Genomic DNA, 15,456 nt, shown 5'->3' with positions numbered 1-15,456 from the left:
ACGAGGGTTAAGCGCTAGAGCTAACGTTTCGAGCGGGCCGCCGATCGAGCGATTTTGTCACTTTCGGTAAATTTTCCGCGCTTTCGCCCTCTTTTTCGAGAGATCCAGTATACTTTGGCCAGATCATCATCTTAAGAGAGGCTTTCATGGAAGAATTACTGTTACTCGGTGCCGGGGTGGTCGCGGTCGCGGTCGCCGCCCCGATTATCGGTTCTCTCATCAATCCCGAACTCGGTCAAGCGATCGCCGATTCCGGTAGAAATCTCGTCAAAGAGGGGCTGAAACTCGGCATGGACGCGACGGAACAAGTACAGACCTCGATCGCCGAGGTGAACGAGTCCTGGAACGATCTCGTCGCGGAAGCGAAAGCGGAACGGATGTCTACGAATAACGCTCGCCCGATACAAAATATCGAGATCGTTTCCGAATAATTTTTCCGGAAACCATAACAGAAATTTTTCAAAAATTGTTACCGTAATCGAAACCTGTAGCGATCCGATCGCTTCTAACCGTTTTTCGGTTACGGTAATTTTTAAACTTCTAAAGATAAGACTTTAGGGTAAGACAGAGAAAACGCTTTTACCTTATAATAGTTCGGTTTTTTATCCGATCGCTACTCTCACCGTCGCCACCGATTCAATCTCGCGGAACCGATCGCCGCTAAACTATAAAGACCCGCGATCTGTTTTTGGAGAAGCTCGATCGTTTCCGTTTGTTGTCGGGCGAATTTCGGCCAGTCCGTCACTTTTTCGAGGCGATCGATCGATACCGCGAGAAAAAAAGTATCGGGTGGGGAATCGACGGTCGCGGGGCTATAACGATGCCATTTCTGTAACCAATAGGAACCGATACGGGCGTTTACACTTAATTCTTGACGTTGTTCTTCCAATTTTTCGATCGTTTCCGCCTGTTCCCGACAAAAATTTAGTAACGGTTCGAGCGCTATCTTATGTTCGATCGTCTCCCGTTTACTTTCCCCGATCGCGATCGCCGGAACGACCGTTTCTAAACTTCTCTCCGGTTCGGAAATCTTTTCGGGAATCGGTGGGGTTTCTTCCCCCCGATGATGGGAAATTTTCTCCCCGATCGCCGGAATGACCGTTTCTAGAATTCTCTCTGGTTCGGAAATTTTTGCGGGAATCGGTGAAGTTTCTTCGGTTTCGGGAGGCGAAACTTTCTCGCCGATCGCTTCGGGAATCGGTTGGATTTCTTCCGTTACCGTCGGGGAAACGATCTCCTCGACGACGGGAGGAACGTTCGCTTTTTTCGGGGGGGATAATTCCTGAAAAACTGCGTTGATATGTTCTTTCACCCGATCGGGAGTTAATTTATCGGGACGGAAATTGACCACGATCGAGCGGGATAAGGCGTTGATCCGAATTTCGGTAATTCCCTCTAGAGATAGAAGACGTTTTTTCAGTTGTTCCGGCTCGATCGAGGTCTCGAACCGGCGGGGAAAACGGAATCTGATCCGTCCGGGCAGATTGCTAACGATTTCCAAAGAAGGAGAAAGATTCTCGGCCATGAGAATTTCCAGACGCGATAAAGTTCAGAATTCAGAAGCCGGGGCGAACTATCTTTTTAGTACAGATAACCGATCCCGCTCGTATCTCGCCAAATCAATCCGTTACTAATAACAGTATAAGAAAAAAGCGGTCTGTCGGAAGGATGAATTTTAAAGAAGGGGAAGCCGATCGCTTGACAAAATCATCATCATAGATTTATTTCTAGAAAAATAAAATGCTTTCTCCAGTCATTGCGATGAACGCGACACTCGCTCTAGCCCCCTCCCCGTCCGCGGAACTCGCGACGATCGAAACGGTAGAAAATCTCTACGAGATCGTTCACGCCACGATCGGCCGCGTTCGGATTCGAGTCCCCCGTCTCGCCAGCGATCGGGACTACGCGAACAAACTCGAACATTGCTTGCGCGCGCTGGTTGCCGTTACCGAAGTCCGCGTCAACCCGTTCGCGGAGTCGGTGATCGTCAACCACGACGATTCCCTCGTTCTCGATTCCCTTTTCGCCACGATCGAGCGCGCCGACTCGTGGATTTCCCCCCCCGATTTCCCGTTCGCGGACGGAGAAAACGAGAGTTTCCCGGACGGTTCGATCGAGGAAGCGATCCGCTCGATCGCCGACGCGCTCAAAAATCTCCTCAAAACCGGGGCGAGCCTTAGCATGACCGTCGGGATGGCCGGTTTAATCCTTCCCCTGGTTCCAGGAACCCCGTTTTTACTGCTGTCCTTTCTCTGTTATTTCCTCGAATCCTGTCTTCCGGAGTGAGGGCGATCGCGCGCTATGGAGTTCGGCCAGGATCGCCGCGCCACCATTAAGGGAAACGGCGAGCAGGGGATCGAGGCCGAACAGTACCCCCGTACCGACGGCGAAAAGATTGGGAACGAGGGCGATCGCCAGACTCTCGCCCGCGGTGGAGAGTGTATGACGGGCGAGGGAAAACGTATTTTCGAGCGATCGAAAATCCCGCGGGTGGATCAGTACGTCAGCGGTGGGAACCGATTCGCCGTTATCGAACGCGAGCGTCACGTCAATTCGATCGCTCTCCCATTCCCCGGCATTCTCGATCAACCGGGCCACGATCCGGTCGCTATCGAGGAATTCATCTAAAGCGATTCGATCGGGGATCACCCGAACCGAGGGATTTTCCCTCACATCCGCGGGAATTTCCTGTCCGTCGGCGATCATTAGCAGGATTTCTAGGTCTAAGAACGGGAAACCATTCAGCGATCGATAGGTTTCCAGATTCAAAACGAGAGTATCGACGCGACTTAATTTTTCCAACGTCTCGCCATCGCGGATATAGATTCCCCGCCGGGCGGCCGCGACTAGAGCGGAAACGATCGCCAGGGGAGTGGTTCCCCGCAAAGTGACACCGATATCGAGGGGTAAAACCGCGCTCGCGAGGGCCGGATCGCCGGTTAGGGCCCCGATCGCCCCGCTGACGGCGAGCGTGGGTAAAACGGTCGATCGCGCGAGAGAATCGATTTTCGTGAGGGATTCCGTCGTTTCTAAAGATTTTTTCCAGCTAATTCCGTCGGAAATGGCGAGGGGAGACGATCGATCGTCCTGCCAGTGGATCGTTCCTTCTTCCGTGGCGAAAAGGACGGCTAATTCCGCTTCCAGTCGTTCTAACTTCTGCTGTCGGAGATTCTCGCCGATCGCCGTCAGATTGAGAGCCAACGCGCCGGCGAGGGGATTTCCCTGGAGGAGTTGGAGGAGTAACCAGACTCCATCGAGGCTATCGGTGGTGATCTCCCCCCGTCGGGATAACGATTCGCCGATTCTCTGCCAGAGGGGAAGGGAGGAAGCGAGAACGAGCGCCCCCGCGAGAAATACCGGTAATTCTAGGGGATTGACTAAAAGGGCGAGCGCGAGAACGGCGGAAGTCGCGGTTAGGTTGAAACCGGTTTCCCGCGGGGTTTCTAGGGAGAAAGGAACGGTTTCCCGCATGGCGCTCTCGATCGCCTTTTCTATAAGACTTAGTATTTCGGTTTCGTCGGTACTCTCCGGATCGTAGGAGACGACTAGCGATCGGGCCGCGGTACTGACGCGATATTCCTCGATCGCGGGGATTCGCGCGAGCGATGGGGTCAGTCGGCGACGGTAATCCTCGTCCCACCCCAGGCGGGAAATATACAGCCGTAACCGTCCGGGTAGACGGTGAATAATCCGGTATTCCACGGTTATCAAGCTTGAATCGACCGATTTATCCTGATTTTCTGCTAAAGATGAGCGAACCACTTTACCGCTTTCCCGATCGATACTGAGATAGCTTACCATCGCGGGAGCGATCGACTCCCCCGAAGGCGATCGTACCCGTTAAAAGTGGCGGAACGGTAACATCGGGACTTTTCAAAACCCGGCCGCGGGCGAAAACTTGAATTCTTTTCCCGAAGCCCCGAAAAAATTTTCGCTATCCGAACCGACGTTCAATTATGGTTTTTTCCGGGAAGTTTTATCGAGAAGCCGGCGCCAATTACTTTCAATCTCTCGAACGAGGAGTTGAAATCGCGGTTGGAGAATCTGTTCGTTCAACCGTCGCGTGAGGGGACTATCGAACGGTAGAGCGATGCCGATATATTCGGAGCCGATGTCAAAGTCCGCCAGTTGATAGGAGACTCGCGGGTGTTGGTAGAGATAGTATTCTAAGTCCCCGCGAGTGTATAGGACTCCATCGACCTGATTCTTTTCTAACAGGGCGATCGCGTCGGGTAGGGTATCGGTTTCGCTCACCCGCGCGGCCTAAAAGGTAGCCCACTGCGTCGAGGCCGATTCCCGTCCCACGGTCGCGATCCGCGCTCCCTGGAGATCGTTCGGGCGATCGAACCGTTCCAACGGTCGCGCGGAAAAAGCCACCGCTAGAGTCGTGGCGATACCGGCGGTTAGCGAAGTGATCACTACAACGGAAAGAATCATCCAGGTTCCGATAATCGAGCGTCCCAAGGGGGTGAGGGGATATCGATCGCCGTATCCCACGGTCGTTAAAGTGACGAGAGCGCACCATATGCCTTCCCCCGCCCCTTTAAAATAAACGGGAGGAAATTGTTTCGGGTTCTGATGGCGCTCGGCCAGCCAGAGCAGATGGCCCACCACGGTGATGCAAAGAACGATCCCCCCGACCGAGGAAAGGAACGCCCATCCCAAAAAAGGCCGGATGGCACTCCAGAGAGTCGGGGGAGAACCCCGAAGGAGCAGGGTCAGTTTTTCCTGATAAACCGGCTGGGTGAAGTCGAATTTAGCGATGCGATCGGCCGTAATGCCGACATTTCCCACGATTAGATCGAGTTTTCCCGCTCCTAAATCCTTGAAAGCCTCCGTCGGGTTGGTGTAGGCGATCGATCGGTATTTTAAGTCCATCGCCCGCGCCAGTTCTTTCCAACACTCGATCTTGGTATCGCTTTCCCGATTCGTACCCGACGGGCTAGGGGCGGCGCGGGACACTCCTAACAATCCAACCCGCAGGGGTTTTCCTTTCGCGGGCGCGTCCGAGAGGGCGATCGCTCCTGTCGGCGCGGACGGGTTCGCCGCTCGGGCCAGTATCGGGACCGGGGAAAAGCTCAGGAGGGCGATACCGAAACCGACGATCGATCGAAGGGGAGAGAGTACCATCGTAAAATTTTTATTTTTTGAATAGATCTCTGACACGAGACGAAAAAGTTTTGATTTTTGTCAGAGATCTAATCCAATTCCTGAACACCACCACCGCTCACGGTTAACACCTGTCCACTAATCCAACTCGCGGCGGGGGAACTGAGAAATAAGGCGGCGCGCGCGATATCTTCCGGTTCTCCCAATCGTCCGAGGGGGGTGTGTTTCAGCATCGCCCGCTCGATTTCCGGCGTTAATACGGTGGCGAGGGCGTGGGTTTTAATCGCTCCGGGAGCGATGGCGTTGACCCGGATATGTTTCGGCCCGAGATCGAAAGCGATATTGCGGGTTAGATGACTGAGCGCCGCTTTCGAGGAACTGTAGGAAGCCATATCCCGCGCCTTGTTCTCGGCGGCCATCGAGGAAATATTTAAAATCGCCCCGCCTCCCGCCGCCTCCATATAGGGGGCGCACAATTGACACAGGTGAAAGGCCGAGAACACGTTCAGTTGGTAGGCCCGGATAAACGTCTCCATCGGCATATCGAAGGGTTTCGGGCCGCCGCCCCCGGCGTTATTGACGAGAAGGGTGATCTGGCCGAAAGCGGCGATCGCCTGTCCGACTAGATTTTCGAGCGCGACATTATCGGTGACATCGCAGGCGACGGCGATCGCTTTTCCCCCTCCCGCGATAATTTCCTCGCTTACCGTCCGGGCTGTTTCAATGTCGAGATCGCTGACTACGATCGCCGCCCCGGCCCTCGCGAACAGTTCGGCGATCGCCCGACCGATGCCCGCGCCCGCGCCGGTAACGATCGCGACCTGACCTTCGAGCGTGAACGCGTTCAACACGGACATAAATTTTTTTCCTCTTCTAACGGGTTAGTAACGATTTATCGATTCTCGGCAAGAGGTCGTTGACGATGAGATTCGATAATCCGGTGGTGATAAACTGAACGCCGATCGACGCGATCAGCAGTCCCATGATCCGGGTAACGATACTGAGTCCCACATTGCCGAGAATCCGCTGTAAAGCCCGACCGGATAGGAAAATCGCCAACTGTATACAGGCGACAACGGTAATCCCGACGAGCAATCCCAATTCGTAGCCGAATCCGCCATTTTTATCCGCCTCGCTCGCGTAAAGGACGATATTGGCGATCACTCCCGGCCCCACCAATAAAGGCATCGCCAGGGGGATGACGATCTTTCGATAGATCGATTCCGCCTGTTGGAACGCGCTGTTCGTGTCGGCCGAGACGACCTCTTGATTCGCTTTTCCGGAAGTGCCGTTCACTAGCCCCAGACCGATGATTAACAGGAGAATTCCCCCCGCGATGCGAAAGGAATCCAGACTGATACCGAAAAATTTCAGCAGACTCGCCCCGGTGAAGAGAAAAATGACGAGTAATCCCCAAACCGTCAGGGTGAGGAATAATGCTAACCATCGCTGGACCGATCGCTTTTCCTTGGCGGTGTAACTGATAAAAATCGGCAGAATCCCTAATGGATTGAGTAGGGCGAAGAGACTAGCGGTGAACGTGAAAATAATCGATGAATCCATCGCGATAATAATTTTAGAAAAGTAAATTATACAGTCGGGAACACCCGATCGATTCCCCGCTAGACTCTTGATCGAGGCTTTTCATCCCACGGGCGATCGTACCCGGCGAAAGTGCAAAACCGGTGACGATCGAGAAAATCACCGTCGAATTTTCCCCTCGATCGACGGTAGCGATCCGAGACTCGTGAAAATCCGATCGCCCCGATGCTGTTACTTTTTCGAGATAATCGTAAAGGGTCTGACGGAGGCGATGGAGGATTTTCTCCGTCGCTACGGTTCGGTTCGCGATCGATCCCCCTTTCTCTCCCCTTTCGTTCCGAGTTTGTCACTTTTTCGAGGTAATCTAACATCGCGAGGTTATCGAAACAGGTTTATGCAGTATTCTTTTGAACGTTTGCGATTTCATTTCATCGAACACGCGGTCGGACAGGTCTGGCAAGAGGGAAACGCGACCGCTACCGTGATCGATAACCTGCAAAAAGAACTCGATCGAGGCTTAACCGAGGAAGAAACCGATTATTTACGCGAGCGCGTCCGGTTATTGTGTGCCGAAACCGATAAGTTAATTCGGAGCCGGATTCCCCACGATCTGCCCTCGCGTCACGGGGACATCGAACTCTGGGGCTATCAACAGATCCGGACTCTCGATCCCGATACTTATATCCATCACGAACAACCGGGCCGGGCGGATTTCGACAACGGTTTCGCGCTTCCCGAGGGAGAGGTTTGGGCGTGGAATGTCCTCTATACTTTTACGGGTCCCTATTACGGGATTCAAAGCGACGAGAACGGTCAATCCGCCACCCGATCGAGCGATCTCGGTTCGCGAGATCTGGTTCTACAATCCGCGGCCGCGCTCGCGACGTTTCCCGACTGTGAGGTACTGGGAGATCTGACCCCGGACAATCTCGATCTGTTCACGCTGGAGGCGGACGAGTGCGCCGCGATCGGTCGATCGCTACAACAGCGACAACGGGAGGCGATCGAGACCCTAAGCCCGTTAGCGGGGGGGGACGAGCGCGCCGCGACCCTGGTAAACGCCTGGCAAATTCCCCTAAAAAGTGCCGAACGCGCCGGCATCGGCCAATTCAAGCGAGTCCACTCCGATCGCGTATAGTGAGAGTGGGGGGTCTCTATCACGATGTAACGGGACGGGATAAGAATAGAACTCTCGCGCGATCCGTTTTCGAGAGTCTAAAAACTTCAAAAGCTGGAATTATACAGGATAAATAGCTGTTTTTTAAAATTTTTCGCTATAGTATTCTTTATTATTCCTCCTGACTCCTGACTCCCTAACCACACGACAATTTTTGAATTCCGTAAGACATCTAATGAGCGATCGAGGGTTTACAGATTACTACGCGGTCTTGGGAGTGGATAAAAACGCCTCCCAGGACGATATTAAAAAGGCTTACCGGAAACTAGCCCGCCAACTCCATCCCGATTTGAACCCGGACGATCCGACGGCGGAGGAAAAATTCAAGGAACTCAACGAGGCCCACGAGGTTCTCTCCGATGAAGAAAACCGCCGCAAATACGATCGCTACGGTCAGTATTGGCGACAGGTACAGGAAGGGCGCGAACCGGCGGGGTATCCCGGCGCGGGGGCGGGAGCGGGTTTTGACGAGAGCGAGTTCGGCGGCTACGGCGGCTTCCAGGACTTTATCGATGAATTGTTACATCGGTACGGTCAGGGCGATCGAACGGGCCGGCGGACGTATCGCTACACGACCGCGACCGGTGAACCCGACGTGGAGAGCGATTTCGACGGCTATCGATCGAGTTACCGCGAGTACCATCCCCAACCCGATACGGAAGCCGCTTTCGTGCTGACGATGGCCGAAGCCTTCGAGGGAACGATGAAGGAACTACAATTAGAGGGCGAGGAACCGTTTAAGGTGCGGATTCCGGCGGGCGCTAAACCGGGGAGCCGGATTCGGATTAAAGGCAAGGGTCGATCGAACCCGATGACCGGCAAACGCGGCGATCTGTACTTGAATATCGATATCGCGCCGCATCCTTTTTTCAGTTTCGACGAGGATTTAAATCTGACCGCCGGGATTAAACTCGCGCCCGACGAGGCGGTATTGGGAACCGAGATTAACGTGCCTACCCCGGACGGCCCGGTAAAATTGAAAGTCCCCGCCGGCATCGATTCTGGGCGAACCCTACGATTACGCGGGAAAGGTTGGAAATTACCGAAGGGCGAGCGAACCGATTTACTGGTTAAGATCGAGATCGTCACGCCGAAGAGCCAAGAACTCACTACCGCCGAGCGCGAGGCTTACGAGACGATCCGGGCGAACCGAACTTTTAATCCCCACGCCGATCTGGAGAGAATTACCCTATGAATACCCCCGATCCCGAATCCCTAGCGATCGAACTGTCGGAAACCATCGTCGAGGAATACCGTTACACTTACGAACAGGTCGCCCACATGACCTCGGTTTCCGTGACGCTGATCGAACGCTTCGTCTCCCTGAATCTGATCGAGGCCGAAGACGCGAAATTGAGAGAGCGGGATGTGGCCCGTATCGCGCGAATGTCGAGACTCCGACGCGATCTAGGACTGAATTGGGTGGGATCGAGCATGGTACTCGATCTATCGCAGGAAATCGTTCGCTTGAAAGCCCGCCTACGCGCCTACGAGTCCCACCGGGAATAGGGCGAGGAACCCGACGCGCCGCGCTTTCGTGGTTCGTTCGGTAATTAACATATTTCAATTAAATAATCTGTATATTTCGCTACTAAATATACGGATTTTTCTCGGCTCCTACCGGCTCGCGAGAGATTTTGAATCCCGCACTCGGGTCTAGCGTATCGATCGCCAGTAAAATCTAGACTAAACCTACGAAAGTCACTGGCCGATCGGGATGAATAACGTATTCGGAATTTTCAGCGCGGAATTAAGCTCTTGGTCGCGGCGCGCTTGGTTAGCCCTCCTACTCACCGGACGGGTCATTTTTTGCCTGTTCACGCGAAAACCCGATTGGCGCGTCACGAGCGAACAGATGGTCGCCGCCGGACCCGCCTCGCTGATTATCGCCACGATCACGGCCGCGGTGATCGGTATGATCTTCACTATCCAGGTGGCGCGGGAGTTTCAGGCACTCGGGGCCGGGAGTCTGGTGGGGGGAATTCTCGCGCTCGCTCTCGGTCGCGAACTCTGCCCGATCATGATGGCGGTCGTGGTCGCCGGTCGTGTCGGTTCCGCTTTTGCCGCCGAGATCGGTACGATGAAAGTCACCGAACAGATCGACGCGCTGTATATGCTCAAAACCGATCCGGTGGAATATCTCGTCCTGCCCCGCGCGATCGCCTGTTGTATCATGGTTCCCGCGTTAAGTATCCTGGCGCTGGCGATCGGTTTAACGGGCGGTATGCTGGTCGCGGACGTACTGTACAATATATCGCCCTCGGTATTTCTTGATTCGATCCGGACGTTTCTACGCGTGGGCGACGTGTTGAGCGGGCCGGTTAAAGGATTCGTTTTCGGCGGTTTAATCGCGATTATTGGCTGTAATTGGGGGTTAACTACCGATGGCGGCGCGCGGGGAGTCGGTCAATCGACAACGGCGGCGGTCGTCACGATGCTGTTAGCGATTTTCGTGGCCAATTTCCTCCTAACCTGGATCATGTTCCAAGGCTCGGGCAACGCGTCCATTTTATCGGGTTAGGAATTGTAGGAGGCAGGAGGCAGGAGGCAGGAGGCAGGAGGAAGAATAAAATATCACGAAATCCCATCAAGAGCCGATACACGATGTAAAGTATGATTTTTTTCTGGTTTTTACGATTAAACGTTCGTTCTGGTTAAGAATTTGACCATTTTCTGGTGAGAAGCAGAGTCTTATTCGGGGGACTAGCCCCCCGAACCCCCCACCGGGGGAGGGGTGCCTCCCCCGGACCCCCTGCACAAGGCCACGCGCGACATTAGTTCGAGTTAACAGGATTTCGGCATGACCCGCACTATAGGCTTCTCGATCGTGGTTTATCCCGAACCGAGGTTATATAGCGTAAGTTGACACCAATAAAGGCCGAAGCACCTCTATTTCCCTCCTGCCTCCTGCCTCCTGACTCCTGACTCCTGACTCCTCCGATCGCTATATCCCTTTCAACAGTTCGATCGTGCCGTCCCGATCGCCCGTCGCCAACCAACTACCGTCATTACTGGAGGCCATTTTTAAGATCACGTTTCCCTTTAAAGTGTTCAATTGTCGTCGGGTGGCGATATCCCAGAATTTCACGGTTCCGTCCCCGGAAGTGCTAACCAGAACTTTTCCGGCATCGATCGAGGCGATATCGGTGACGGCTTCCGAGTGAGCTTGGATGGTCGCGGTGCCGAGACCGCTTTTCACGTCCCACGATCGGATCGTTCCATCCTGACTCGCGGTGGCGATTTTTTGACCATCGCTAGAAAAAAGAACGCGATGGACGGGGAAAGAATTACCCGCGTAAGCTCGAAGGAATTTTCCCGTGTTCACGTCCCACAATTTCACGAATCCATCGTAGTCCGCGCTCACGATTCTCTTGCCGTCCGGACTGAAGGCGATCGACTGGATCGGTTGAGCGTGACCGGCTATAGTTCGCAATAGTTGCCCGGTGGCTAGATTCCAGAGTTTAACAGTACGATCCCAGCTACCGGTGGCGAGGATTTTGCCATCGGGAGAGATCGCCACATCGGTCACGATAAAGGGATGTCCCACGTAAGCCGCTTCTAATTTTCCCGTGTTCGCGTTCCACCGTCGCACGTTTCCCCCTCCGTCCCCGGTCACGAAGCTTTTACCGTCGGGACTGAATTGAATCGCGCTCGCGCTGTTGGCTAACTGCCATTCTCGAAGGGGTTTCCCGGTTTTTATATCCCACTCCCGGACTGTTCCGTCGAAACTGCCGGCGAGGAGGACGGTTCGATCGGGACTGATAGCCAGCGAAAAGATCGGGTCTTCGTGACCCTGCATAACGGCGACACGCTCGATCGTCTTCCAGGGAACGAGTTCGCCCGCGGGAGAGGGAGACGCGACGGGCGTAACGTTCACTTTTTGCCGATTCGGACTACAACCGCTCGATAGCAACAGGAGAACGGCGATCGAGAGCATCCGCGAAATACCGGTTTTCATAAAAATCTATCGATCGATGGATGATGAAAATTCTAAAACTCGCTTTTCAAGGATTTAAACCGTAATTCAACAGTTTACCGATTTACAGGCGATGGGTTCTTTTTATCTCCCGCCGGCTCCCGATCGCCGGTTTCTTTACCCTCGGAAGACGCGGTTTTCGGGGCGATCGTGGCGATCTGTACCGCCATTTTCGCCATCGCCTGACTTTGGGCGAATTCGTTTTGGAATTGTTCGGTCGAGGAGACGAGGCGGCTCAAACCTTGAATGAGTCGGATGATTTCCTGCCGGAGTTTGGGATCGCCGGTAATCTCGTCCACGTCGGAGGTGAGTTTCTGGAGATTGGAAAAGGCCGCCCGCGAGGAGTCGAGTAATTGTTGAAGTTGAACGACCGTCGCGGGATCGCCGAGATAAGTGCTGAAATTTTCTAAATTTTTGGTTAAAGTAACGGCACTGGCGGAAATGGTGTTTAAATTCTCTATAATCTGGCTTTTTTGCACGTCCGTGAGGATCGGATCGAGGGCGTTGAGGGTGGTCTGTAGGCGATCGCTGGTGGTTTTGATACTATCGAGAGTCGCCACGAGACGGTTCTGATTGGCGGAGAGAAACCCGCGCAATTCCTCGGTCGTTTGTCCGACCATCAATAAAGTTCTTCTCGCTTCCACGAGGGTCGAGTCGAGATTCCGCAATCCCCCGGTACCCTTGAGATCTCGGATCAGCGCGCGGGCATCCTGACTCAACCCACCCACCCCGGAGAGATCGTTCGATAATCGATCGAGCGATCCGGAGACTCGTTCTAGAGAATCGAGGGAATTCAGGGAACCGAGGGATTTATCGAGAGAACTCAGGGATCTCATGCCGGTATTGAGCTTTCCGATCGTCCCGCTCCTTCTCGCCTCGCTTAACACCCCCGTCGCCTCGCCGCTAAATCGATCGAAACTACCGAGCGCCGTAGAGGCCCGTTGGGTAAAGGAACGGAACGAAGCGACCATATCCGGATCGCTGACGATATTGGCGATTCTCAACAGCGATCGGATCAGGCTATTGACATTGAGCGAGGATTGCCCTTGGAGACGGGAACCGTTACAGATAATGACCGCGGAATCACAGTTCGGACTCAGAGGTAAGTTCTGTACGCCCCCGACCGGTAAACCCTGTAAGGGAGTGATATCGATCGTCGTTTCGCCCACGAGACCGGATTGAATCGCCTCGATCAGCGAATTACTGGGAATCACGCGATCGGCGGGCGAAATTTCCACTTCTACCGCCACTCCCTCCGGTTCCGGGGTAATGGCTATCACTTGCCCCACCCGAACCCCGCGATAGCCGACTCTGGTTCCGACCAACATTCCGCCAACATTGGGAAAAAGAATGGTAGCCCGATAACTCCGTCCCCCGAAGCTAAAATGACTCAACCACGAGATCAACCAGATCAGGATTCCCCCGGAGGCGAGCAGTAGTAAACCGATCCCGCTTTGCAGGAGCGTCGGGGAAATCCTCTGTCGTGAACCGCGAGCTTGCATGAACGATACTCCTCACTGAAATGAAGGGAAACGGAAGATTGGGAGATTGGGAGATTGAGAGATTGGGTGGTAGGGAGATGGGGAAGAAAGAAATCGAAAAATGATAGGTAAGTATATTATCTTTCGATCACCTCCGGTTCCTCCCTTACCTTCCAAATCCTACTGGATCGGCCCCTCGATGCTTCCGGTGAAAAACTGTTTGATGACGGGGATTTCCGAAGTGTAGGCCTCGCGCGTCGGGCCTACCCATTGAAATTTTCCCTGATAGAGAAAAACGATGCGATCGGTGGTTCGCTCGATCGTGCTGTGGACGTGGGTGACGATTAGATAGCAACTACAGGCTTTCTGTACCGTGAGCAATTCCCGGATCACCGTCTGGATGCGGGTGGACGCGACCGGATCGAGTCCCGCGGTCGGTTCGTCGTACAGGAGAATATTGGCTTGATTATTGTCGATCGAGGGATCGTTAATGATAGCTCGGGCTAAACTGACCCGTTTTCGCATCCCTCCCGAGATTTCCGCCGGATATAAATCGTAGGAACCCGGCAAACCCACGAGATCTAATTTTTCCTCGACTAACTCGCGAATTCGATCGGGTTTGAGTGTGGAGTTGCGATAGAGCGCGAAACCGACGTTTTCCCCCACCGTTAGCGAGTCGAATAGGGCCGACTGTTGGAATACCAGACCGACCCCGAGCGGATCTTCTCCCTGTTCGACAGTTCCCTCGCGCTTGTTGCCGTAAATGTAAACTTCCCCGCTATCCGGGGCGAGTAATCCGGAAACGAGGCGTAAAATGGTCGATTTTCCCGTACCGGAGGGGCCGATCACGCCGATCGCCTCTCCCTCGTAGACCTGGAGATTCACGTTATCCAAGATCACTTTCGAGCCGAAAGCTTTCGTCACCCCCCGGAATTCGATAATCGGTTCGCTCATCACCTACTGGAAATTCACCGCGAGTTTTCCTTACAAATTGTAGGGCATATTTTCTCGATCGGTTGACGGGAGGGGTTCGAGAGGGCCGGCGATCGGCGATCGGGGTTCGATCGAGCGATCGAACTTCCCGCGAGATTTTATTTACATTCCGAGAATCCCTTGGCATTATTCTGTGGGATCGGACACCAATCCTTGAAATCAACCATGAATGAGCTAGATCTAAAATTATCTCGCCAAAAATTTAAGGCATTTTCTAGGGTTTGTTGATTTTGGTCTACATTCTTGACAATGGTAGCGTACCATTCCTTGCGTTTGTATATGACAATATCTCCTTTAAATTGATTGTCCGCTTGTTGTTTTTGTAGGCTTTCCGCTCGTCGTTGTTCAAATTGTGCGGCCTCTAAACTTGTATCACTACTAATTACAATAGCCAATTTTGCATTCTTGTTAAATTCAGGCTTTATCTTGTCTATTTCCTGTTGAACCTCTCTGATTTTTTTGTCTATACTTTCAAAGTTTGAATTTGAACAAGAATTTTCTGAATTTGCTTGTTGCCTTGGACAAAGTATTTTCTCGATTCGATCGTGTGTCTTTTGTAGAATATTAGGAATACCATGATCGTCAGAAGGGTTTGGACTTATTAAAATTTTAGCGATCTCTCCGGTAGCATCTATTGCTTCTAGGATTTCATTTTCAATGGACGTTTTATCTTTAGATATAGTATCTAAGGAAGAAAGTTTAGCGACTCCTTGTAAAATAATTGTTTTGAGATACTGGATTGATTCCATAGTAGGATAAAGTCGTGCGAGGTTAATCGCCAAATTATTTTCGCCTAAAGAAGCGATCATTATAATGGTAGTCTTTTTAGCATCCTCCCTATTTTTTTCCGGTATAACGGCTCCATCCACATTACCGATTAAATAAGGCATGAATTTTTCTGCCACTTCAACTGTTCTCGTTATCGCTTCTCGTTGCTTAAAATAATAGTCGTTTAGTGTATTATAAACCCCTAAATAAGCTCCCAAACCTCCTGTAATAGCTGAACCAACTAATGGTGCGATCAATTTTATAATATCCCATTTGTCTTTTGAATTCGCTTTTTTATCATCTTCACCTAGTGTATTTTGCAGGCCAGTCATAATTTTATTCTCCTAGTTTTGACTATTAGACCTCCTGCATGAATAGCAAGACCCCGTGCCGGTTAAGGCAAGTTCGGG

16 protein-coding genes are annotated in these 15,456 nt (G+C 52.7%); 6 read left to right on the top strand and 10 right to left on the bottom strand.

What is annotated here, in order from left to right:
- Window positions 1–146 precede the first annotated feature (146 nt).
- Entirely contained in the window at window positions 147–431 is a 285-nt protein-coding gene (locus tag V0288_RS19675) for a DUF5132 domain-containing protein (RefSeq protein WP_332866869.1), read from the top strand.
- A 188-nt stretch (window positions 432–619) separates the two neighbouring features.
- Here V0288_RS19675 and V0288_RS19670 read toward each other — a convergent pair whose 3' ends face one another.
- A complete protein-coding gene (locus tag V0288_RS19670; RefSeq protein ID WP_332866868.1) occupies window positions 620–1,525 on the bottom strand; it encodes an HMA2 domain-containing protein in 906 nt (301 codons plus the stop codon).
- A gap of 236 nt (window positions 1,526–1,761) precedes the next feature.
- On the opposite strand from V0288_RS19670, the gene V0288_RS19665 reads away from it, so the two are divergent.
- Window positions 1,762–2,286 carry an HMA2 domain-containing protein gene (locus V0288_RS19665; protein WP_332866867.1) on the top strand — a complete coding sequence of 175 codons (525 nt, stop codon included), beginning with the start codon at window positions 1,762–1,764 and terminating at the stop codon, window positions 2,284–2,286.
- On the opposite strand, the gene V0288_RS19660 is transcribed toward V0288_RS19665, so the two are convergent.
- From V0288_RS19660 to V0288_RS19640, 5 genes are all read right to left on the bottom strand, one after another.
- Window positions 2,236–3,801 (bottom strand): heavy metal translocating P-type ATPase, encoded by a 1,566-nt coding sequence (locus V0288_RS19660; protein ID WP_332866866.1) that lies wholly within the window; start codon window positions 3,799–3,801, stop codon window positions 2,236–2,238. The genes V0288_RS19665 and V0288_RS19660 overlap by 51 nt on opposite strands.
- 153 nt (window positions 3,802–3,954) lie before the next feature.
- The gene (locus V0288_RS19655) at window positions 3,955–4,254 is read right to left on the bottom strand and encodes a type 2 periplasmic-binding domain-containing protein (RefSeq protein ID WP_332866865.1); all 300 of its coding nucleotides are present in this window, start codon (window positions 4,252–4,254) and stop codon (window positions 3,955–3,957) included.
- A gap of 9 nt (window positions 4,255–4,263) precedes the next feature.
- The gene (locus V0288_RS19650) at window positions 4,264–5,130 is read right to left on the bottom strand and encodes a transporter substrate-binding domain-containing protein (RefSeq protein WP_332866864.1); all 867 of its coding nucleotides are present in this window, start codon (window positions 5,128–5,130) and stop codon (window positions 4,264–4,266) included.
- Between the two features lie 68 nt (window positions 5,131–5,198).
- Window positions 5,199–5,966 (bottom strand): 7-alpha-hydroxysteroid dehydrogenase, encoded by a 768-nt coding sequence (gene hdhA / locus V0288_RS19645; RefSeq protein WP_332866863.1) that lies wholly within the window; start codon window positions 5,964–5,966, stop codon window positions 5,199–5,201.
- A gap of 16 nt (window positions 5,967–5,982) precedes the next feature.
- The gene (locus V0288_RS19640) at window positions 5,983–6,672 is read right to left on the bottom strand and encodes a MarC family protein (protein ID WP_332866862.1); all 690 of its coding nucleotides are present in this window, start codon (window positions 6,670–6,672) and stop codon (window positions 5,983–5,985) included.
- Between the two features lie 373 nt (window positions 6,673–7,045).
- On the opposite strand from V0288_RS19640, the gene V0288_RS19635 reads away from it, so the two are divergent.
- The 4 genes from V0288_RS19635 to V0288_RS19620 all read left to right on the top strand — a co-directional run bounded on the left by V0288_RS19635 (window position 7,046) and on the right by V0288_RS19620 (window position 10,349).
- Window positions 7,046–7,789 (top strand): hypothetical protein, encoded by a 744-nt coding sequence (locus V0288_RS19635; RefSeq protein ID WP_332866861.1) that lies wholly within the window; start codon window positions 7,046–7,048, stop codon window positions 7,787–7,789.
- Window positions 7,790–8,003: 214 nt separating this feature from the next.
- On the top strand, window positions 8,004–9,023 hold the full coding sequence (locus tag V0288_RS19630) for a DnaJ C-terminal domain-containing protein (RefSeq protein WP_332866860.1): 1,020 nt from the start codon (window positions 8,004–8,006) through the stop codon (window positions 9,021–9,023).
- Complete coding sequence (locus V0288_RS19625) at window positions 9,020–9,337, top strand: chaperone modulator CbpM (RefSeq protein ID WP_332866859.1); 318 nt, start codon at window positions 9,020–9,022, stop codon at window positions 9,335–9,337. The genes V0288_RS19630 and V0288_RS19625 overlap by 4 nt, the downstream gene beginning before the upstream one ends.
- Before the next feature lie 208 nt (window positions 9,338–9,545).
- Complete coding sequence (locus V0288_RS19620; protein WP_332866858.1) at window positions 9,546–10,349, top strand: MlaE family lipid ABC transporter permease subunit; 804 nt, start codon at window positions 9,546–9,548, stop codon at window positions 10,347–10,349.
- A gap of 423 nt (window positions 10,350–10,772) precedes the next feature.
- On the opposite strand, the gene V0288_RS19615 is transcribed toward V0288_RS19620, so the two are convergent.
- The 4 genes from V0288_RS19615 to V0288_RS19600 form a co-directional block, all read right to left on the bottom strand.
- A complete protein-coding gene (locus tag V0288_RS19615; RefSeq protein ID WP_332866857.1) occupies window positions 10,773–11,786 on the bottom strand; it encodes a WD40 repeat domain-containing protein in 1,014 nt (337 codons plus the stop codon).
- 74 nt (window positions 11,787–11,860) lie between these two features.
- Entirely contained in the window at window positions 11,861–13,306 is a 1,446-nt protein-coding gene (locus tag V0288_RS19610) for an MlaD family protein (protein ID WP_332866856.1), read from the bottom strand.
- Between the two features lie 159 nt (window positions 13,307–13,465).
- The gene (locus tag V0288_RS19605) at window positions 13,466–14,239 is read right to left on the bottom strand and encodes an ABC transporter ATP-binding protein (RefSeq protein ID WP_332866855.1); all 774 of its coding nucleotides are present in this window, start codon (window positions 14,237–14,239) and stop codon (window positions 13,466–13,468) included.
- Window positions 14,240–14,376: 137 nt separating this feature from the next.
- A complete protein-coding gene (locus V0288_RS19600) occupies window positions 14,377–15,378 on the bottom strand; it encodes a hypothetical protein (protein ID WP_332866854.1) in 1,002 nt (333 codons plus the stop codon).
- Between the last annotated feature and the right edge of the window lie 78 nt (window positions 15,379–15,456).

This window comes from Pannus brasiliensis CCIBt3594 (genome assembly GCF_036688125.1).
Taxonomy (GTDB): domain Bacteria; phylum Cyanobacteriota; class Cyanobacteriia; order Cyanobacteriales; family Microcystaceae; genus Pannus; species Pannus brasiliensis.
The sequence above is the reverse complement of the archived record's forward strand: the minus strand, read 5'-3'. Positions and strand labels throughout refer to the sequence as shown.

Coding starts and splice junctions, on each gene's coding strand:
- V0288_RS19640 (WP_332866862.1), bottom strand. CDS start 6,672: ATGGATTCATCGATTATTTTCACGTTCACCGCTAGTCTCTTCGCCCTA.
- V0288_RS19605 (WP_332866855.1), bottom strand. CDS start 14,239: ATGAGCGAACCGATTATCGAATTCCGGGGGGTGACGAAAGCTTTCGGC.
- V0288_RS19600 (WP_332866854.1), bottom strand. CDS start 15,378: ATGACTGGCCTGCAAAATACACTAGGTGAAGATGATAAAAAAGCGAAT.
- V0288_RS19630 (WP_332866860.1), top strand. CDS start 8,004: ATGAGCGATCGAGGGTTTACAGATTACTACGCGGTCTTGGGAGTGGAT.
- V0288_RS19620 (WP_332866858.1), top strand. CDS start 9,546: ATGAATAACGTATTCGGAATTTTCAGCGCGGAATTAAGCTCTTGGTCG.
- V0288_RS19625 (WP_332866859.1), top strand. CDS start 9,020: ATGAATACCCCCGATCCCGAATCCCTAGCGATCGAACTGTCGGAAACC.
- V0288_RS19650 (WP_332866864.1), bottom strand. CDS start 5,130: ATGGTACTCTCTCCCCTTCGATCGATCGTCGGTTTCGGTATCGCCCTC.
- hdhA (WP_332866863.1), bottom strand. CDS start 5,966: ATGTCCGTGTTGAACGCGTTCACGCTCGAAGGTCAGGTCGCGATCGTT.
- V0288_RS19610 (WP_332866856.1), bottom strand. CDS start 13,306: ATGCAAGCTCGCGGTTCACGACAGAGGATTTCCCCGACGCTCCTGCAA.
- V0288_RS19675 (WP_332866869.1), top strand. CDS start 147: ATGGAAGAATTACTGTTACTCGGTGCCGGGGTGGTCGCGGTCGCGGTC.
- V0288_RS19635 (WP_332866861.1), top strand. CDS start 7,046: ATGCAGTATTCTTTTGAACGTTTGCGATTTCATTTCATCGAACACGCG.
- V0288_RS19665 (WP_332866867.1), top strand. CDS start 1,762: ATGAACGCGACACTCGCTCTAGCCCCCTCCCCGTCCGCGGAACTCGCG.
- V0288_RS19670 (WP_332866868.1), bottom strand. CDS start 1,525: ATGGCCGAGAATCTTTCTCCTTCTTTGGAAATCGTTAGCAATCTGCCC.
- V0288_RS19660 (WP_332866866.1), bottom strand. CDS start 3,801: ATGGTAAGCTATCTCAGTATCGATCGGGAAAGCGGTAAAGTGGTTCGC.
- V0288_RS19615 (WP_332866857.1), bottom strand. CDS start 11,786: ATGAAAACCGGTATTTCGCGGATGCTCTCGATCGCCGTTCTCCTGTTG.